The organism is Pseudoalteromonas sp. PAST1 (genome assembly GCF_021532515.1).
Lineage (GTDB): Bacteria > Pseudomonadota > Gammaproteobacteria > Enterobacterales > Alteromonadaceae > Pseudoalteromonas > Pseudoalteromonas simplex.
Genome location: NZ_JAKGBH010000055.1, coordinates 1 through 21933, shown reverse-complemented (window position 1 = coordinate 21933; position 21933 = coordinate 1). Strand labels below are relative to the sequence as shown.

The following is a 21933-nucleotide window of genomic DNA, read 5'->3' as shown; positions in this document are numbered from 1 at the left end:
TGTATACCAAGCTTTAAAATAAATCGACAGCTGCCCTATAAAGCTGGCTATGAACTTCAACCAAACGGCTTACATTTCGTTGGTAGCCACCGCCCATGGCTGAAAACACTGGGATTTTTGCTTCCTTGGCTTGGTTTAATACAAAATGGTCACGCTGATACACGCCTTCTAAACTCACTTGAAAGTGTCCTAATTCGTCATCTGTTGCGATGTCTGCGCCGGCGTTATACAAAATGATATCTGGCTGGTGGAGCCTAATTGTTAAGGCTAAAGCTTGTTTGACTGTCTCTAGGTATTCATCATCTGTAGTGCCATGCTCTAACGCAAAATCGTAGTTTGATTGCTGTTTAATACGCGGGAAGTTTTGCTGACAATGAATAGAGCAGCTAATGATCTGGGGATGTGCTTGTGTAACTTCGGCTGTGCCATCCCCTTGGTGGACGTCACAGTCAAAAATTAATACGGTGTCGGCTTGCTCTGAATCAATTAAGTGTGCTGCGGCTATCGCTAAGTCATTAAAAATACAAAAACCACTACCATAGCTCGTAAAAGCATGATGATAACCACCACTTAGGTTAAAAGCAGCACCCTGTTGCAAAGCAAACTCAGCGCCTTGAATACTTGCGCCAACAGAGTAAAGTGTTCGCTCAACCAACTCAGTGGACCAAGGAAAGCCCATTTTTTTAATTGCTTTGCTATCAAGGCTACCAGTTAAAAAAGCGTCGACATACTCGGGGTTATGGCACAGAGCAAGCTGCGCTCTAGTGGCTTGTTGTGGGGTAATAAAATGCTGCTCATCAATAAAGTTGCTAACAAGCTGTTTTAACATGCGGTATTTATCAATGGGAAAGCGGTGACGCTCGGGTAAAGTTAACGCTGAATAACTTGGATGATAGTAAAACATTATCTCAGCTGTTGCTTTTCGACTTGCTGAATTTTGTCTTCAGTGGCTGAAATAGCCTTTCGACAACGGCCAAGTCTTGCATGTAAAGCTAATATTTCTTTATTAATTTCGGTTGCTTGCTGTGCATTTGCAGCGTCGAGCTTAAGTTTTCGCTCTTCGATCATCAAAACTAAGCGGCGTTCAAACTCATGGGTTTGTTTTAGTTCGTCATACAGCTCATGGGATGACTGCATGATTTTTTTTACTGCTTGCTTATAAACTTGTGGCTTAGCTTTCGGTTTAAAGCTGTATTTATTTTCTTTAGCCCATACTGGGGTTGATTTGATTACATTGAATACCGCTTCGACTTGAATGGCAATACGCTCAAGCGCATATTGATAAGCATGGCGATGCTCAGCTGGCGGCAGGCTGTTAAGCTCATCTTCGATTTCGGTTACATAGTCGGCTAACTTCATACTTTTTGTGCTAAACACGGCTTTATCAAACAAACTTGGCTGGGCTTGCATATAGCGATTTTTAGCAAATAAATTACCCTTATCAAATTGTGTGGCCAATTGTTTGAGCCTTTCAATTTGTGAACGTAGTTTATCAAAAGCAGTCGATTGCATTTATAAATAAGCCTCATAGATTAACTTTAATGCTAACACTATAACCACAGTGTTAAACACTGGGCGGATCATTTTACTACCAAACTTTATTGCAGAATGTGCTCCTAACCATGCTCCAAGCATCAAGAAAAAACCCATTGTGATACCAAGTAGAAAGTTTACATGGCCAAGTGCAACGAAAGTGATCAATGAAATAAAGTTTGAAACAAAATTCATTGAGCGGGCAAGACCACAGTTAAGCAATAAGCTCATTTTATATAAAAGGCTATTTGATGCGGTCCAAAATGTGCCAGTGCCGGGGCCTGCTAAACCATCAAAAAACCCAAGTCCAAGCCCTTGCAGCCACTGTTTAACTTTAGTTTTACTATCAAGCTCTGGTAACTCGTTATGCTCAGTTGTACTTAAACTGCCAAATAAGCTGTAACAAGCGACTAAAATAATCACCACCGGTAGTAATTTATTTAAAAATTCAATACTTAAGTAATCTACCACTAAAGTACCTACGAGCGCCCCAATGGCTGTTGCTAAAATGGACGCAGCCCAAAACCGTGGGTTGAACAACTTTTTACGAAAATACGTTACGCTGGCTGTCAATGAACCAAAACTTGCTGCAAGTTTATTGGTACCTAATGTGAGGTGAGGCGGCAAACCTGCGGTTAATAGTGCAGGTACCGTTAACATGCCACCGCCGCCTGCAATTGCGTCAATAAAGCCGGCTGCTAGTGCAACTGCACATAATAGTGCCCAGGTTGTTGGGTCTAAAGCTAATTCAAACATTAATAATCAATTTGTCTTTTAAAAGGTGGCAAGGTATCGAGCATGGCTTTGCCATATCGCTTGGTCACTAGTCGGCGATCAAGGATAGTAATGCGACCCTGATCATTTTCTTTGCGCAGCAGTCTACCACAGCTTTGTACTAATTTCTTTGCCGCATCAGGTACGGTTATCGAAAGAAACGGGTTGCCACCTTTACTTTGCACAAACTCGGCCTGCGCTTCTTCTATTGGTGAGGTAGGCACCGCAAATGGAATTTTTGTAATTACTAGGTTTTCTAAGTATTTACCTGGTAAATCAAGACCCTCAGATAAACTTTGAGTGCCAAATAAATAGCTAGCACGGCCTAAATCCACATTGGCTTTATGTTTTTTAAGCAGGGCTTCACGAGACATTTCTCCTTGCACTAAGACCTCAATTCCTTTGTTACGTAATGCTTTAACAACATGATCCATCTGCCAATAAGAGGCAAATAACACTAAATTTGCTTTTTTATCATCAAGGAATTTGGGCAATTGCTCAGCTAAGTGATCACTAAACGCTTTATCGGTTGGCTCAATATGACTTGCAGGAATATGCAGCGTCGCTTGTTTAGGGTAATCAAATGGAGAAGGGACTTTTATGTATTTTACGCCTTCTTCTTTGGCAAGACCGCATTCATAAGCAAAGTGATCAAATGAACCCAATGCAGTTAAGGTGGCTGAACAAAGCACGGCACCCGCACATTGATTCCATAATTTATCTTTAAGGTAATAGCCAACTTCAATAGGGCAATCACTAAGTAAATGGTCGTGATGGTTCTTATATTCTAAGCGTTTGATCCAGCGCGCATGGGGAATACCTTCGCCTTTTGTGGCGTAACTAAACCACAGCTTGTTTAATAACTCTAGACGATTAATGTACTGACCACTTTCAGCCAAGATTGGATCGGCCATATAAGGTTTTACATCGCCATCACTTACGTCTTGCACTAAGGTATCGTGCATCTTGTTGAGTGCTCTTAGGGCATCAAGGGTGGCATCGCTAATATCTTTTGCTTTGGCATGTAAAGATGCTGGGATTTCACCATGTTCAAAACGATAGGTGTCATCACTGTTATAATTAAAGTCTGCGTTATCAAGAATATCACGCACTACTTTTAAATTTTTACCGGCATCATTGATACTGTCACTGAGCTTAAAATTTTGCCCAATCGCTTTTTGACCTACGAGCACATTGGCCATTTTGCCGGCAAATTTAACCAGCTTGTCGAGCCAGTCTATGGTGCCTTTAATGGTTGCTGCGGCAGAAGAGAAGTCGCGGGTGATGTGCGCTAAATGGTGTGCTTCATCGATAACATAAATCGTATCGTCAGGTTCAGGTAGAATCTTACCGCCACCCAAATCAAGATCAGCCAGTAATAGAGAATGGTTGATCACTAGCACATCCATTTGCATCAGACGCTGACGTGCCATATGAAAAGGGCAGAGCTGATGAGCGCGCATTTGTCGTTGGCATGAATGCTTATCACAAGCAATTAAATTCCACACTTTATCAGGAATTGTATCAGCCCAGCTATCGCGGTCGCCTTGCCATTGCTTTTTTGAATAAGCATCATAAAGTTGCTTTAAGCATTTGGTTTCCATATCTGAAAGGGGCGATGATAGGGTCGGCATAAACTCCATTTGCGTTTGACTGTCGCCATTGACGGCGGCACTCAGTTTTTGTGCACAGATATAACGCTGTCGACCTTTCACTAAATCAAACTTGATGTCGAGGCCAGAGTGCTCTTTAAAAAAAGGCAGCTCCTTACTAATTAACTGTTCTTGTAGAGCAACGGTTGCCGTCGAAATCACTAATTTCTTTTTCTTGGCCATCGCTAAAGGCAATGCCCCTAAACAATACGCTAACGATTTTCCGGTCCCGGTGCCTGCTTCAATAACACAAATTCGTTGGCTCTTGTGATATTCGCCAGCCAGAGTTTTTGCTATCTCGGCAACTAAATAGTTTTGACTGCTTCGAGGGCGATAATCGGTGAGGTTATCAGCAACATGCTTATGAATTTGCCGAATTGTTTTTTTTAAAGAATCAGAAAGCATGCCCAGAAAACCTAAAGTATGTATATAATTACAGTAATGAATTTTAGAGATTTAACTGGGCAACTACAAGCGACTTGTTACTTTAATTAGTTAATCAACTTAGCTTTGCTTAACTGATATGCCTAAATTATATTAAAAAGGTTTAATTACATGCAGTTAGCCTCCGGCTTTATTCTCTCCACGCAATGCTACGATAGTGCTAAGGGTATTTCGATTGTGGTGTGGATTTTATCTAAGCAAGGGCCAGTTAAATTAATAAGCACACCACAAAAAGCAGTGTTCTTTATTAATGAATCACAAATAGACGCTGCGAATAGAGTGTTTTCAGAGCATGGTATTTTTTGTGAAATGAAACCTGTGGCACTGAAGAGCTTTATGCAGGAACAAGTTGTTTCTTGTTATTTTTCTTCTTTAAAGCACTATTACAATGCTGCGAAACGACTCAAAGCACAGCATATAAAAGTATATGAAGATGATATTCGTCCTATAGATAGATTTTTAATGGAACGTTTCATTAAAGGGGCAGTTTGGGCTCAAGGAAGACAAATAAAAAGCCACCCATATCCTGTTTTAACGGATACTAAGTTCAAAAAAAATAGCGATTTTACACCGCAGTTTTCAAGTTTGTCACTCGATATAGAATGTAATGGTGAAGGAGTGCTATTTTCAATAGGTCTAGTTGGGGCAAATATAGATACCGTATTGATGATAGGCCAGCCACAAGATACCAGTGAACTTGAATTTAATCTTCATTGGTGTGTAGATGAAATTGATTTACTCAATCAGCTTTGTATACATATTGAAACTGTGGACCCTGATGTGATTATTGGCTGGAATGTGATTGAGTTTGACTTCAGCGTGTTACATGCCCGTGCAGAAGCACTCGGTGTCGAATTGCCGCTTGGCCGCAATAAAGAAAAAATGCAGCTGCGGCAAGGTAATTTTACCCGTATTACAATACCAGGACGCGTAGTTGTTGATGGTATTGATACCTTAAAAAACGCTACTTATCATTACGATAGTTTTAGTCTTGCCAATGTAGCGAGTATTGAGCTTGGCGAAGAGAAGCTAATAAATACAGATAATCGTCTTGAAGAAATTATTCGCCAGTTTAATGAAGACAAACTGTCTCTTGCTAACTACAACAGGCAAGATTGTATTTTAGTGATGAGGATCTTTGAGAAACTTAAGTTACTTGATTTTGCAGTTGTAAGAAGCCAGCTTACAGGGCTTGAATTAGAACGAATGGGCGGCTCAGTTGCAGCCTTCACTAACCTTTATCTGCCGTTACTGCATAGAAGTGGCTATGTAGCCCCTAATTTAGGCGATCATGGCTTAAGTTTTGATAGCCCTGGTGGTTATGTCATGTCATCGCAGCCTGGCCTATATAAGAATATTTTGGTGCTTGATTACAAAAGTCTCTATCCGTCAATAATGCGAACATTTTGCATAGACCCTCTCGGTCTTATTGAAGGTTTAAAAAGTCCAGATAATGCAATCGAAGGATTTAATCAGGCGCACTTTTCACGCACTGCGCATCATTTACCTGAGCTTATTCGTGAGCTGTCAGTGACCAGACAAATAGCAAAAGACAAAAAACAACCTATGCTCTCTCAAGCAATCAAAATCATCATGAATAGTTTATATGGTGTACTTGGCTCGAAAGGTTGTCGCTTTTATGACCCGCGATTGTCGAGTTCAATTACTTTGCGCGGCCATGAAATTATGCAAACAACCAAGCAATGGATTGAAGAGTGGGGTTATGAAGTCATTTATGGTGATACAGATTCGACTTTTGTTAAGCTTGATGATGATCTAAATTCACTAAACTGTAATGAAATTGGTACGGTACTGGCAAGAAAAATTAACAAACGCTGGCAGCGTGTATTACAGCAAGATTATAGAATAGACAGTTTCTTAGAGATCGAGTACGAAACCCATTATAGCCCATTTTTTATGCCCACAATTAGAGGAAAAACAACAGGGTCTAAAAAGCGCTATGTAGGAAAAGTCGAAAAAGATGGCACCTCAAAATTAGTCTTCAAAGGTATGGAAACCGTTAGGAGTGATTGGACAGAGCTTGCCCACAAGTTTCAAATAGAATTATTTGAGATTTTATTCTCCGAAAATTACAGTCAAGAATTAATAATACAAGCCTTTGATAGGTACGTTAAAAAACTCTATGCGGGAGAGTTTGACTCATTACTCGTGTATCGCAAACGATTAGGCCGGCACCTAGCTGATTATCAAAAAAACATCCCTCCTCATGCAAAAGCAGCTAAGCAGTATTTAGCTGAAAACCCACATTTTGCATTTCAGCGTGGTCAAATAATTGAATATGTTTATACAACTCAGGGTGTCGAGTACTACATGGGTAAACATAATTATGACTATTTAGTTTATGTCAATAAGCAGTTATTACCAATTGTGAGGGTGATTGTTAATGATTTAGTTTGTAACAATCCCTTTCAGCCCAATGGTCAGATAATTCTCATTTGATATTCTTTTTGTATCTTCTTCCTTAACCTCATGTTTATGTTGTAGTTGTTTCAGTTTAACAAATTCTTTTTTGTTAATTTTTGGGTTTTTGTTGTGTTTTTTGTTGTGTTTTTATTAATAAAACCCTGGAAATTTATTTTGATTTGTTTATTATTTGTTGGCCGCAGCACAGTTGCGGTAACAAATAATAAACAAGCTTATGCTAAAAAAAGCCACACTATGTGGCCCAGGGAGAATCAAATGTTAAATAATAAAGTTTCTAAGGCTGTTCGCTTAGCGATTGCTTTTAGTGCTGCATCGACAGCTGCATTTTCTGCATCATCTGTTGCTGCTGATGAAAATGAGGTTGAAAAGGTTGAGCGAATTGAAGTTACTGGCTCACGTATCAAAAGAACAGACCTTGAGGGCGCTAGCCCAGTTGAAGTGATTACAACAGCTCAATTTGAAGAGCAGGGGCGTATCTCAGTTGCGGATGCTCTACGCAGTGTAACTTCTAACAGCTTCGGCTCATTTGTTCCAAGCTCAGGCTCTTCAGCTCAGTCGCAATCAACAGTTAGTCTATTAGGTGCTGGTAGTGATCGTACTCTTGTACTTGTTGATGGTAAACGTGTTGCCGGTTCACCTTCTCTAGGTGGTTCAGCAGCTAACTTGAGCTCGATTCCAATGGCTGCAGTTGAACGCATCGAAATTCTAAAAGATGGTGCTTCTGCTATTTATGGTTCAGACGCAATTGCGGGTGTTATCAACATCATTCTTAAAAAAGACTTTGAAGGTGCATCTTTTGATGTTCAATTCGGTCGTCCATCAAATGAAGGTGCCGATACTAAACAAATGTCAGTTTCGTTTGGTGTAAGCTCTGAAAAGGGTAACATTACATTTGTCTATGACCATCAAGAGCAAGGCGCAATATTCGATAAAGATCGTGAGTATACAGCTGCTTCTTGGGAAGATACTAATGGTGATGGCCTAGTTTCAATTTATGATGAAACAGTTGGTGTAAGTTATTATGGCGCAACTATTTTAGGCCCTGACGGCTTTGTTGCTTCAGCGAAATGTGATGAGTTAGCAAGTTCTGTACCTGGTTTTGTTGGGGTATTAGACCAAGGCTCACTTCTTGGTGGTGTTGGTGGCGGTGAGGTGTGTGGCTATGCATACGCTAATGTGTCAGCTAACATGGCCTCGACTAACAAAGACTCAATTATGGTTAGCTCAAACTATAATATAACGGACGATATTGAGTTATATGCGCGTGCTATGCTTAGCCGAAATGACTCATTTGGTCGTTACGCTCCGCCTGCAGCTAAATGGAATAATATGGCTGCTGGAAATGAGCACAATCCATATGATGAAGAAGTAACTGGCTACTTCCGCTGGTACGGTATTGGTAATCGCGATGGTCTTGTTACAGATTACCAGCAAGACTATATGATTGGTTTAAAAGGTATCGCAGGTGACTCAATAGATTGGGAATTCGCATATCATAAAGCTAAATTAGACTACCGTTCAGTAGGTCGTTACTACTTGAGCTATTCAGGTTTAGCTTACAATGAGAAATATGGCATTGATTTAGGTTCTGAAGAAGGTATTAATAATCTTCGTTCAACAACTTATACTGAAAACCAAAACGAAATGGATCATTACTTCTTTGGTGTTGGTTTTGCTTTAGGTGAATTAGCAGGCGGTGAGATCCAGCACTACTTTGGTGGTGAGTATTTCGATCAACAGTTTGATTCGCAGTATGATGCACAATCTGAAGCTGGTCTTATAGGTGGTTCAGCAGGTAACTCAGCAATGGGTGAGCGTGACACAACAGCTTTCTTCTATGAAATTTCAATGCCATTCACTGATAATTTAATCGTTAGCGCAGCTTTGCGTCGCGATGACTACAGCGATTTTGGTTCAGTAACTAATCCAAGCGTTAAGTTAGAGTATCGCCCAACAGATGACATCTTATTACGTGCTTCATATTCAGAAGGTTTCCGCGCTCCATCTCTTGATGAATTGCTAGCCGCAACTTCGTTTAGTGCAACAAGTGCTACAGATTATGTAGCTTGTGAAGCTCAAGGAATTTCTGCCTCAGAATGTAAATCTCGTCAGTTTGATAACTTAATTCAAAGTAATGACGAGTTAGGTCCTGAAGAATCAGAATATATCAATGCGGGTATTGTTTATTCAGGTATTGAGAACTTTGCAGTAAAACTAGATTACTTCTCTTTAGAGGTTGAAAACGTAATCTCATCTATTACTGTACAGTCTTTAATTAATGCTGAAGTTGGGGGTCAACTTGATGACCTGATGGCTAAATACCCAGGTGTTAAGTTAGAGCGTGACGAAAATGGTGCTGTTTTAGGTGACGTGATTACACGTTCTGAAAATGGCGCATATATGTCTAGAAAAGGTTTAGACTTAAATTTAGAGTATAAACTTGAAACAGGTTTTGGTGACTTTACCTTCGGAAATACAACAACTTACTTGCTTGAATCTGCTGGGGATGTTTACTTTTCAGGACCTTCTCAAGACTTCATAGGTATGCCAGGTACACCTGATTGGCGCTCGCAGTTTAACATTAATTATTCGATGGATAACTTATCTGTTGCATGGACAACTGACCTGATTTCATCGGTATATGAAGATCAGTATCTTGACCTAGGTGACGGTAACCCTGAAAACTTCCGTTACAAAGGTGAGAATCACGATCCAACATATGTAACACATAATATCAATATTAAGTATTACACAGAATCATTTGGCACATTTACTTTAGGCGCACGTAATTTGTTCGACAAAGGTGTTGTTAAAGATGATGACGGGTTTTGGAATGACGATACTTTATATTATGCAGGTCATATTGGTCGTGAAGTATTTGCTGGTTATAGCATAAGCTTCTAATACTAATCACTTTAAATTTTAAGCCCCGTTAGGGGCTTTTTAAGTACCCTGAGGCCTTTATTAGTAAGTTTATAAAATGACCATATATAAAAAATTACAGCTAAAGTTGGGTGAATAATGAGTAGTCATTGGTCCGAGTATTGGAGCGGAGGTCACTTAACGTCTTTCGGGAGTGGGTTTAAAAAGAATTATGAAGGTGAGTTAAAGGAGTTTTGGGAGGCTACAGCTAAAAAATTTGGAGAAAATTCAACTGTTCTTGATGTCGGTACTGGAAATGGCGCTTTGATAGAACTGATTCAAAATAATAATCAGTTTAATTGTTATGGAATAGACAAAGCTGAGATGCACAAAGGTGTCACCCAAAGCATTAATGGTACCTTTTTAGCTAAGACTTCGGTCGAGTGCTTACCATTCAATGATAATGCATTTTCCAATGTAATAGCGCAATTTTCATTAGAGTATAGTCAAGTTAGTCAAAGTATTGATGAAATCTATCGTGTACTTTCAAGTGGTGGATCTTTCACATTTGTTTGTCATCATCCAGAGTCTATAATTGTTAAACCAAACAAAAAAATTTTAAAGGCCGCAAACTTCATTAAAAGTGATATTGAAAATCACTTGATAAGGCTCGTCAAATCGGTTCGTTCTTCTAATCTTTTACTATCAAAGCAAATTGTTGAAGAGATTGAAGCTAAGGTAATCACTCATTTTAAGTATGAGCAAGAAGCGTTGAAAGGTACAAACCTTCCAGCTTTTATAGAATTCTTACTTCAAAATATACACGGGAATTTAGACTTTGAAGAAGCGTATCGTTTATTTATGGAAGAACTTGATTTGTTAATTAAAAGACTTTCTGAGTTAGTTGCAGCTGCTAAAAACACAAAAAATATTTTAGAACAATTAAAAGCTTTAAGTATCGAAGTGGAGGATGGTCAGCTTCTTGGTTATGAAAGTTGCAACATTCTCGCTACTTATATTCATGGAAGTAAATGTAATTCATGATAATCCTTAAAGGCAAAATAAACAGCGTGTTTAGAAAACCAATGTTACTTTTCTAGTTCAGTGTATTCTTTTTTTGTATAATTATTTTGTTCTAAAAAATGAAATTAATTATTTTGGGTGGTTGTGTTTTTTGCATCTTTTTTTCAGTTTAATTGCTTTTTAAGTGGTTATTGTCTTGCTTTTTGCAATTATTGAAAACATTAAAGTTACAAGTTTTTTGGATTGTTTTTTAAATGTGAATTTTATAAAATTTCTTTATAAACAAAGGTTAAAAAAAAGTTGACCAAAAGTTCTGCCTGCTATTAGTATTTGTTACCTCTAAAGGGTTATTTGTGGCCCATTAGAGTTAAAAATAAATTAATAAAGTCATAACATGAATATGACCAGGGAGAATCAAATGTTAAATAATCAAGTTTCGAAAGCAGTTCGCTTAGCGATTGCTTTTGGTGCAGCTTCAGCCGCTTCATTTTCAGCAAGCACGATTGCTGCTGAAGAAGGCGCTGAAAAAGTAGAACGTATTCAAGTAACTGGCTCACGTATTAAAAGAACCGATTTAGAAAGTGCGAGCCCTGTTTTAGTAATTGGCCGTGAAGATCTTGCAGCAACCGGTGAATTAAGCATTGGTGATATTCTTCAACAAATTCCTGCAGCTGGTGCTGCGTTAAACACAGCGTTCAATAACGGTGGTAATGGTGCTACCAATATGGACCTTAGAAATTTAGGTGCGCAACGTTTATTAGTATTAGTTAACGGCAAGCGCTGGGTTTCTTCTTTAGGCTCAACTGTTGACTTAAACTCAATCCCTGCTGCCTCAATAGAGCGTGTTGAGGTAGTTAAAGATGGTGCTTCAGCTATTTACGGCTCAGATGCAATTGCTGGTGTTGTAAATATCATCACGCGCCGTGATTTCGATGGTGTTGAGCTATCTCTTTATGGCGGTGAAAATATGAAGTACAACGATGGTCGTCAGTACTCTGCTGATTTGACTGTTGGTACTACTTCTGAACGTGGTGGTTTAATGCTAAATCTAAGCCACGTAACTCAACAAGAAATCTGGGCAGGTGACCGTGACATTTCTTCTATGGGTAACAGCTCTACTACAGAAAAAGGCCGCCTTCGCCTGAACTCTAACTCTATTAGCTCTGATCTTCGTAATCAATTAATTGCACAAGGCTACACTGAGAACAATGCTGGTGAATCAAATGCAGGTTTTGATCTAGTACCTAATGGTGCCGGTTCATCTGTTGGTCTTGATTCATTCCGTGATCGTGACGGTGATGTATACAACTACGCTCCAGAAAACTATTTAGTTACACCGCAAGAGCGTAATAGTTTCTACGTTCAAGCTTTCTATGACATCAGCGACGATGTTCGCTTTGTTTCAGATTTCATGATGACTAATCGTGAATCATCTCAATTACTTGCGGCAATGCCTTTGACTATAGGTGCATCTTTTGGTGCAGCTGCCAGCCGTGTTGATATTCATGAAAACAACATTTATAACCCATTCGGTGAAACACTTTATGGTGATGCTGCGCGCTCTGGTGTAGAAGGTTATGTCCCGTTTGCTGGTCAACGTCGTTTTGTTGAAGCTGGTAACCGTATTTATCGTCAAAATGATACTACATACCGTGCAATGGTCGGTCTTGAAGGTGGTATCGGCGACACTTCTTGGGTTTGGGATGCATCTTACATCTATGGTAAGAATAGCCAAGATGTATATACTACAGGTCTATTAAACCTGACTCGTATCAACCAAGCTTTAGGCGATAACTGTAATGCTGCGACTTCTTGTGTGCCTCTAAATCTATTTGGCGGAGCAGGTTCACTAACTCAAGAAATGATCGATTATGTTACTTTTGATAGTGTTTCTCGTGAAGGTCTTGAACTGAAAGATTACACATTAAACTTTGCAGGCGATGCTTTTGAGCTTCCAGCAGGTGTTGTTGGTATGGCTGTTGGTTTTGAGCGCCGTGAAGAATCTGGCTATGACACTCCAGATCCATTAACACAAAGCGGTGAAACTTCAGGTAACCAACGTGATGCAACTTCTGGTGGCTTCCGTCTTGATGAAGCATATGTGGAGCTTTCAATTCCTGTAATCGATGGCTTATCAATTTCTCCTGCAATTCGTTTCTCAGACCATAGTGCATACGGTAGCAACTCAACAGCTAAAGTTGGTGTTGAATATCGTCCTATCGATGATCTATTGTTACGCGGTACATGGGCTGAAGGTTATCGTGCTCCATCTATCTCTGATTTATACGCTGGTAACTCGGATTCATATCCTACACTTACTGACCCGTGTAACTCAGTAGATGGGTCTACTCCTGATTTACCTGGCTGTGCTGGTGTACCAAATGGTTACGCCCAAGCTAATACTCAAATCCGTATCACGAATGTTTCTTCACCGGATCTAAAACCGGAAGAATCAGAGTCTAAAACATTCGGTTTTGTTTATAACCCAAGCGCAATTGAAGGTTTAGAATTTACTGTTGATTATTATGACATCGAAGTAACTAACTCTATCGGTCGATATGGTGCTTCACGTATTCTTAATGAATGTGCTACAGGTGATAATGAAGCATCTTGTGACTACATCGACCGTGATGCTAATGGTAACGTAACTGACTTACGTAACTTCCTGCAAAACTCTGGTACTTACAATGTTGAAGGTATCGATTTCTATACTGCGTATAAATTCGAAACTGAATATGGTAGTTTCCGTACTTCATTAGACGTTTCTTACGTAATGACAAATGAGTTTGATGGTGAAGACCAAGTTGGTATCCAATATGGTGATGCTGGTTACCCAGAGTATAAAGGTACTTTCGCACTTGATTGGGCACTAGGTGACTTTGATGCTCATTGGCAAACTCGCTATGTAGATCGTATGCAAAACTACTATGACGTTTTAGGCTACACACCTTTCTACCCAGGTATGGCGGCAGAAATCGGTTCATACACAGTACACGATGTTTCAGTAGGTTACTCGATGGATGCGTATAATACTAAGTTTACTCTAGGTATTGAAAACTTATTTGCAAAAGAGCCATCTCCTGAGTACCTAAATAATGACTTAGCTATCTCAACTAACAACTTCTCTGTAACAGAGTATGACGTTAACATGGATCGCTTTGTTTATTTACGTGCAACATTCAAGTTCTAATTTAGTAACTTAAACGATTTAAAAGCCGCTCTTAGAGTGGCTTTTTTTTTTACTTTTTAAATACCAGTATGATGAATTTTTAAATGGTTTTTTCATTTGCTCACCACATAAATCTTATGAGGTTTTTTCCTTCCTATCCATGTGGTTGCTTTCTTAACTGTTGCTCTCTTGATTTTAGGAGTATGTAAGTTTTTATAACTCGAAAGTCACTTGAAATAATCATACTGACAAAAGCTCATTTATCAGTAGATTTAAAAAACCACATTGCTGTTAACCCCTTTTCTTTTTGTTTACAATTTACGGTTTTTTGCAACCACTTTTAAGTTAGTAATTGCCTTTTCTGGGTTTAAACAATTTGGTAATTATTTTTTAATTTTTTTAATGCGATAAAGTCTTTTTTGTTAATTCTTCACATGAATAGTAAATCTAAAAATTTTATTTTATATCTATAAAAAAACCATTTTCACCTGCTTTTTATGCTTTTAATTTTATTTGTTAATGAGTGGTTTTAAATTATGTAAACTTATTATCTCTAATTGTGGGATGTTGTTTGTTTAAAAAATTTACATTGAAAATAATGAGTTAAAAAGCTGTTGACCAAAAACTCTCCATACTATTAGTATTTAATTCCCTTAAAGGGTACTAGTACCTTTTATGGGTTTAAATAAATTAATAGAGTCATAACATGGATATGACCAGGGAGATTCAAATGTTAAATAATAAAGTTTCAAAAGCAGTGCGTTTAGCAATTGCTTTTGGCGCAGCATCAACGTCAGCATTTTCAGTTTCTGCAGTGGCTGCAGATGAAGGTGCAGAAAAAGTAGAGCGTATCGAAGTAACGGGGTCACGTATTCGCTCTACTGACCTTGAAACAGCACAACCAATCCAAACAATAAGTCGTGAAGATATTGCTAATCAAGGTTTCACATCTGTTATTGATTTGATTGAAAATATGTCTGCAGCTGGTTCACCGCCAATCAGTCGTTCTGAGCCATTAGTGTCTGGTGAGAATGTGGGTGGTAACTACGTCAACCTTCGTAACTTAGGAGCCAGCCGTACTTTAGTTTTAATCAATGGTAAGCGTTTGGGTATTACTACCTCTGGTTATCAAGATATCTCGGCTATTCCAATGGGAATGGTTGAACGTATTGATGTGTTAAAAGATGGCGCGTCTGCAATGTACGGTTCAGATGCAATGGCTGGTGTTGTTAATATTATCACTCGTAAAAACTATGAAGGTCTTGAGTTCACAGTATACGGCGGTGGCTATGACGATGGTGATGGTGAGAAGAAAAACATTAGTATGGTCACTGGCTTTTCGGGAGAAAAGGGTTCAATTACTTTAGGTGCTGAGTGGCGTGATGAAAGTGATGTATGGGCGAGAGACCGTTCTTTCTCAGAAGTGTCATATCCAGGTTATGATATTCCAAATAACCGTACTTTAGTGGGTCAATATGGTCGTTTTTATTATAATGATCAATGGTGGGTTGCTAAGCGCCCAGGCAATGCTTCATCTTTTGACGATTTTGAACCGCAAACTTATGAAAATGGTTCAAGTAATTCAATTGACCAAATGCATTTAGAAACGCCTTTAAGTGCACGCTCTCTTTATATCAGCTCTAACTACGATATTACTGATAGTGTAAGTTTTACAAGTGATATCGGATATAGTGAACGTGAAGCGTTACGTCAGGTAGCAGGTTATCCATATCAATCAGCGTCAGATGGCTTTGTGTTAAGTGGTGATAGCTATTTTAACCCAGTTGGCGAAGATGTTTCATTTACTCGTCGTGGTTGGGAAGTTCCACGTACAACTGAAAGTAATCAAGATACTTTACGTTTTACTGCCGCATTAGAAGGCTCTTTCGAGTTAGCTAATCGTTATTTTGACTGGGATGTTGGTGGTGTTTACAGCAAGAGCACAACTGTTCAAGTAGACAACGGTAACTTCTATAAGCCTGCTATTGAAGCCGCTACTGGCCCTTCATTTTTAAACGCATCGGGAGAAGTTCAGTGTGGTACTGAAGATGATCCAATTTCATCAGCTGAGTGTGTTGCGTGGAATCCTTTAGCAGGCTTCGGTGCAGGGCCTGTTGAAAACTCGCTAGCAGATCCTGATGTACAAGACTTCTTGTATCCTACACTGCATTATCGTGGTGAAACTCAAACAACAATGTACTTTGCTAACATAAGTGGTTTACTTGCAGAGTTACCTGCAGGTTCATTAACTTTCGCTGTTGGTACTGAGTATCGTAAAGAGTCGGGTGAGTATAATCCTGATGCACTAGCGCAACTCGGTCAAAGTACTACTCTTGCATCTGGTGCAACGGGTGGCGGTTACGATGTTACTGAAGGTTACGCAGAGTTAAATGTTCCTATTTTATCTGATGTTGTTGGTGCTAAGTCTCTAAACGTTAGTCTTGCGACTCGTTACTCAGATTACAGTACTTTTGGTGATACAACGAACAGTAAAGTAGGCATTGAGTGGCGTCCAACTGATGATTTATTGGTTCGCGGTACTTGGGCTGAAGGCTTCCGAGCTCCAACAATTAGTAACTTGTATGGTGGTGGTTCTCAAACTTTTACAACAGGCTTTATCGATCCATGTGATTCAGTTTATGGTACAGCAGCTGGCTCTGCGCGCTGTTTACAAGATGTACCAGCTGATTACCGTCAGTTACAACAAGGCTTTGTGCCGACGACTGGCCCTGCAGCTCAAACACCAGTGCCATTCAATAGTGGTTCAAATCCACTGTTACAACCAGAAGAGTCTGTCAGTAAAACCGTTGGTTTTGTTTACAACCCAAGTTATGTTGAAAACCTTGATATCATCCTTGATTGGTGGAGTATTAAAATCACTGACACGGTAGTTTCTGACTCACCAAATGAGATCTTAAAAGATTGTTATATTGGCGGTGATGAATCACGATGTGCAATGTTTTCACGTGATCCGAACAACTCAATTGTTAACGATTTAACATATGGTACGCGCAATGCTGGTTTCACTGAAACATCAGGTATTGATCTATCATTAGCATATGCATTTGAAACTGGTTTTGGTGACTTCCGTGCAACTCTAGATAGCACATACTTACTAAAATATGATTCAAAATCGACAAATGATCCAACAACTAAAGTTGAATCAGATGTAGGTCATGGAGATACATTTAGAACACGTGCTAACTTTGGCTTGAATTGGACGTATGGAGATTTCAGTGCAAACTGGGCGATGCGTTATTTCTCTTCAATGCGTGAGGACTGTTATTTTGAAGACCGTTGTAGTGATCCAAACTTCCAACGTGATTGGACTAATGGTGTAGTTGTGCCTAAAAATAAAGTAGGCTCTACTACATTTAACGACCTACAGTTCACTTATAATACGCCATGGGAATCTAAGCTTTCTATTGGTGCTAACAATGTATTTGATAAACGTGGTCCTATTATGTACTCAGGCCCAAGTTCTACTTATTCATATTACGGTGGCTTTGATATTGGTCGTCAATTGTACTTCCGATACTCACAAAGCTTTTAATGTGTAAATAACAATAAAAACCCACTGACTAAAGTGGGTTTTTTTAGTTTAATTAACTGCTCTTGATTATTTCTTACTTCATACCCATTGGCTTTTGCAATAGTTTAGAGGTGGAAAATATGCGCATGCTATTTTTAAATAATTAACGCAATCTTTATTCGAATGGCGACTGTACGTCTGTATCGAATCATCTATTTGTTAATTTTTATAGTAGCTAGTTTTAAACAAAAATTGAGTATTTAAATTTCACTGCTAGAATGTAGCTAGTTATTTACTTTTGCTTGGTTTAGTTCTGAAACGACGATTTCTCTTTTACCTTTATGCTATTACGCTTTTATTCTCTTGTATTGCTTCTGCGACGCAACTCAAAGCGGGTATCGTAAGTTATAATTTTTTTCCTTATCACACCCAAGACGCAAATGGTCAATATACTGGTGTAATTGTTGGTTACAGTAACGAAATAGCGCGTTTAGCTGGTGCCGATTTAGAGTACCGAGTTTACGACAGTCTTGACGAGCTTCTGGACGGACTTAAAGCTGGTGAAATAGACTTTGCGGTTGGATTGAATAAAACCACGCAACGTAAAAAACATTATTTATTTTCAACACCCTTTATGGAAGGTCCTCGAGGAATAGTTGTAAATCAATCTATTGCGAATAGTGCCTTAAAGAACTTTGCTAGTTTACGATGGGTTTGTATCACTGGGAGTTCGCATTGCGAATATCTAGCAGAAAATGGGGCGCTTTATATAAATCGCTTTATAAAACCAGATGATGCGTTTAAAAAAGTGGCGGATGGCTCATTTGATGCTTTTTTAGGTGATTATTCAGTTTTGTCTCATCAGTTAAAAAATCGTGGTAAAGACGGTCTTAAAGTTGTAAGTCCTATCTGGCTTTCTAGTGAAACATTTCATGTCATGTTCAACCAACAGAAGACGGCTTTACGTAATCAAGTTAATTCTTTTTTAGCATCTATCTCTCCAACCACGAAACAATTATGGGAAAGTTCGGCAAGTGAAGAATATTTGGCCGCAAAAGCCTATAGTCAATTCAAACGTGAATTCAATAAAGTAAGTGTGAAAGGCAACAATAATTATTTACTTACGTTCTCGTTTATTGATGGTTTGTTTCCAATTAATGACACAAATCAAATTGGCGAAGCTACAGGCTATTTAAATGATACCCTTGAGTTACTATCTGAACGAAGTGGGTTCCAGTTTAAATATATCCCTGCTGCAAATTCCAAAGAATTAGAAAGATTATTTTTAGCGAATAAGATCGATCTCATTCCGACGATGACACCAACAAGAATTAATGAAGGTGTTTTGATTGCTTTACCGCCGCACGTAAGCGTAGAAATGGTTTTAATTTCTAAACGTTCGAGTAAAACTCAGCGTATTGGTTATATAGATCTGTTTGCAGATCCAAAAAAGAAGCTGCCAAGTGCTGAGAATTTAGAAACGGTGTCATTTAGCTCAATTGTGACACTTTTTTATGCTTTGAGGAACGACACGATTGATAGTGTTATCTTACCGCAAAGCATTGCGGCATATCAATTGAATCAGTTTTACATAGGCGAATTTTATATCAACCCTAAATACCGATATAATCAGCCGATCTATTTCCTTGTGAATAAAAACTTTACTGAATTAGTCAGTTTACTTGAAAGCCTTTTCAAAACACTAACGAGCAATGACTTCAATCATATTGTCAATCGTCATGGTATTTTTAATATCGAGCGTGGATATGACAAAACCACCGTTAATACAACTGCAATTTTAACCTTAATTCTTATCTGTATTTCGATTATTTATTTTGTTAGCTGGCGGATTACCATAAACCGTGAGATTTCAAAACGAAAAGAGGCTGAGCAAGTTGCGTTAAGTAAATTGAACTTCACTCAAAAACTCATCGACGATTTACCTACAATGGTAGTGATACAAGATTCTGAGCAAAAAAGGATAATGTGGAACAAAGCCTATAAGGATAATTTTGCTCATTTATGGGACGAAAAAAAACAGTATTTACGTGACGACTTAGCACAAGTTAGCCAGTTATTGACGCAAAATAAGCAAAGCTTGCACTCTGGAAAAGTTTTTAATCGTCAAATGAACTTTACCAATAAAGTAGGAAAGAAGCTTGAGCTTCTCTACACTAAAAAGCCATATCTTGGAGTTGATGGTCAGTTGGCAGGGATTATGACCGTCATCACTGATTTGACTGAACATCATAACCTTCAAAGGGAAAACCAAGCGGTTCAACAATTATTACAAACGATTACTGATACTATCCCTGGCGGGGTATTTCAGTATGAATATTATGATAATGGTGAAGGGTGTTATACCTATATTAGCAAAGGGGCGCAAAGTTTATTGGGGGTAACATCAAGACAACTCAATAGCCGCGGTATGACCGGATGTATTTCCCCTTGTATTGTTGATGAAGACCGGGTGCAAATAGCTAAAGCCTTTAAGCAAGCAAGTAAGCGCAAAGGCATGATTGATATTGAGTTTAGAATTAATAATCTTGGCCAAAAAGTTTGGTGCCGTTATATTGCCAATGCACAAACAAAAGGCAATGACATACAACAAGGGGTTAGGTGGAATGGTATCTTATTAGATATTAGCTTACTCAAACATCATCAAGTTGAATTAAATAAGGCCAACCAACAGGCGCTTCAAGCTGATTTAGTTAAAAGTCGTTTTATTGCGACGATGAGTCATGAATTAAGGACACCTTTATCTGGGGTAAATGGTTTTATTGAGCTTTTAAAATCATCACAGGTAGACAGTGAGCAATCTACTTTAATCGAACACATTGAGGTTTCAGTAACTAAACTACAAGGTTTAGTTGATGATATTCTATATTTTGCAGACACTAGTACGGGTAACATCGAAGTAGTGGTTGAGAATGTTGATTTGGAAACTCATTTGTGTCGCATTCTACGAGCACATGAACATCAGGCTAAACAGAAGGGACTTCATTTCAATTTAAATTGGCTGGCTGCTGCTTACACATCGACATCGGTTGATATTAATCATTTAATGCATGTTTTATCACACCTACTAAGTAATGCAGTTAAATTCACAAGTCAGGGCTCAATAACTTGCGAGGTAAAGTTTGAGAAACAGTTGTTAAATATCACAATTACAGATACCGGTAAGGGGATGACAACTGAAGAGCTTGCTCAAATCTATAAACCATTTGAGCAAGCCGATAACTCTTTTCAACGCCAATTTGGCGGAACAGGCTTAGGCTTAGCGCTAGTAAAACAGCTGGTTGACGCGATGCAAGGCAGTATCACTTTGTCTAGCACATACGGCAAGGGGACGCATGTTTATTTATCTATCCCATTGCAACATACTAAAAAGCCTCAATTAAGCACATCATCTGGGTATTGGATTGTTTGTAGTAAAAGTGAAGAGCTGGTCCGGCTGCTTGGAACCATGGCAGTCAAACATACCATACTTGATTGGCCCTTGGAGTTATCTGAACTTAGTCAGACTGAAAATTTAATTATTGATGAGCAATACATGGTTGAGTTACTAGGAGAGCAGTGGCGTGCTAAAAAAGCAGGCATTGCTGCTAAGTATACTATTGTGCCATCAAGCCGAAATACTCAACAAGTAAATGATTGTAATTGTCATTTACTACCTATCGAACCACTTTATCCCGATTCATTACGAGAGCTACTTAATAATATTCATACCACCTTAGATATAATTAGCCCAGATAAAGCGCATTTATATGGCCAGATTTTAATTGCTGAAGATAATAAAACTAATCAATTATTACTTGAAAAACAATGTCAAAAATTAGGTATAAAAGCTGTAATGGTCGAGGATGGATTAGCTGCTTTAAGGGCGCTTGAAGAAGGGGACTTTGATCTACTCTTAACAGATTGCCATATGCCTCACTTAGATGGTTTTAAGTTAGCCGAACAGATCAGGACGATAGAAAAATTCCAGAACTTGCCAATTATCGGTTTTACTGCAGATGACTCTAAGACCTGCTTAAATAAAGCTCTCAGCTCAGGCATGAACAGTGTTTTGTTTAAGCCGTATAAACTTAATGAATTGTATAATCGGCTTGCAGAATTTATTGATCTTAATAAAGACGATGAAAACATTATTACAGATAGTAAGAATGTAAGTTTGCAAGGGATCAAAGATATAGAGCATTGGCTTAATGTTTTTGGTAACGAAAGTGATGCAAAAATGTTGGCAGAGGTATTTATAAATAGTTTGCAGGATGATTTGAGTACGTTAGAAGGTCACCTCAATAGTGATGAGTTGGATAAAGTGTCTGCTGCTATTCATAAACTGAAAGGAGCGCTTGTCATGCTTCAATATCGGCGTTTTTCAAGGTAGTTGTCGCCTGAGCTGTTAAGCTGCTTCTTTTTTATTCTCCGGATTTAACTCCACGCTTCCGATCTTATCCCAGTTTCTGGTCTCACCAGACCAACGACTTGGATTTCTC

10 protein-coding genes are annotated in these 21933 nt (G+C 38.7%); 6 read left to right on the top strand and 4 right to left on the bottom strand.

Features of this window, described 5'->3' with window-relative positions; all coding sequences use genetic code 11:
* Positions 1–13 precede the first annotated feature (13 nt).
* The 4 genes from L1272_RS19425 to dinG are packed head-to-tail and all read right to left on the bottom strand — an operon-like array spanning position 14 to position 4364.
* The gene (locus tag L1272_RS19425) at positions 14–907 is read right to left on the bottom strand and encodes a histone deacetylase family protein (RefSeq protein ID WP_235374123.1); all 894 of its coding nucleotides are present in this window, start codon (positions 905–907) and stop codon (positions 14–16) included.
* Positions 904–1512: a primosomal replication protein gene (locus L1272_RS19420; protein WP_235374120.1), complete on the bottom strand. Its 609-nt coding sequence runs from the start codon at positions 1510–1512 to the stop codon at positions 904–906. The genes L1272_RS19425 and L1272_RS19420 overlap by 4 nt, the downstream gene beginning before the upstream one ends.
* Positions 1513–2289: a TSUP family transporter gene (locus L1272_RS19415; protein WP_054553678.1), complete on the bottom strand. Its 777-nt coding sequence runs from the start codon at positions 2287–2289 to the stop codon at positions 1513–1515. It abuts the gene before it with no gap.
* Positions 2289–4364, bottom strand: coding sequence for an ATP-dependent DNA helicase DinG (gene dinG / locus L1272_RS19410; RefSeq protein WP_235374119.1), 2076 nt, complete (start codon positions 4362–4364; stop codon positions 2289–2291). The genes L1272_RS19415 and dinG overlap by 1 nt, the downstream gene beginning before the upstream one ends.
* Before the next feature lie 150 nt (positions 4365–4514).
* Here dinG and L1272_RS19405 point away from each other — a divergent pair, with 150 nt between their 5' ends.
* The 6 genes from L1272_RS19405 (at position 4515) to L1272_RS19380 (ending at position 21824) form a co-directional block, all read left to right on the top strand.
* Positions 4515–6863, top strand: a complete 2349-nt coding sequence (locus tag L1272_RS19405) for a DNA polymerase II (RefSeq protein WP_235374118.1) — start codon at positions 4515–4517, stop codon at positions 6861–6863.
* A gap of 240 nt (positions 6864–7103) precedes the next feature.
* Positions 7104–9752: a TonB-dependent receptor domain-containing protein gene (locus L1272_RS19400; protein WP_161804355.1), complete on the top strand. Its 2649-nt coding sequence runs from the start codon at positions 7104–7106 to the stop codon at positions 9750–9752.
* A 117-nt stretch (positions 9753–9869) separates the two neighbouring features.
* Entirely contained in the window at positions 9870–10754 is an 885-nt protein-coding gene (locus L1272_RS19395; protein ID WP_054553674.1) for a class I SAM-dependent methyltransferase, read from the top strand.
* A 397-nt stretch (positions 10755–11151) separates the two neighbouring features.
* On the top strand, positions 11152–13923 hold the full coding sequence (locus L1272_RS19390) for a TonB-dependent receptor plug domain-containing protein (protein ID WP_054553673.1): 2772 nt from the start codon (positions 11152–11154) through the stop codon (positions 13921–13923).
* Positions 13924–14632: 709 nt separating this feature from the next.
* Positions 14633–17455, top strand: a complete 2823-nt coding sequence (locus L1272_RS19385; RefSeq protein WP_054553672.1) for a TonB-dependent receptor domain-containing protein — start codon at positions 14633–14635, stop codon at positions 17453–17455.
* 277 nt (positions 17456–17732) lie between these two features.
* Entirely contained in the window at positions 17733–21824 is a 4092-nt protein-coding gene (locus L1272_RS19380; RefSeq protein WP_235374117.1) for an ATP-binding protein, read from the top strand.
* Positions 21825–21933 lie beyond the last annotated feature (109 nt).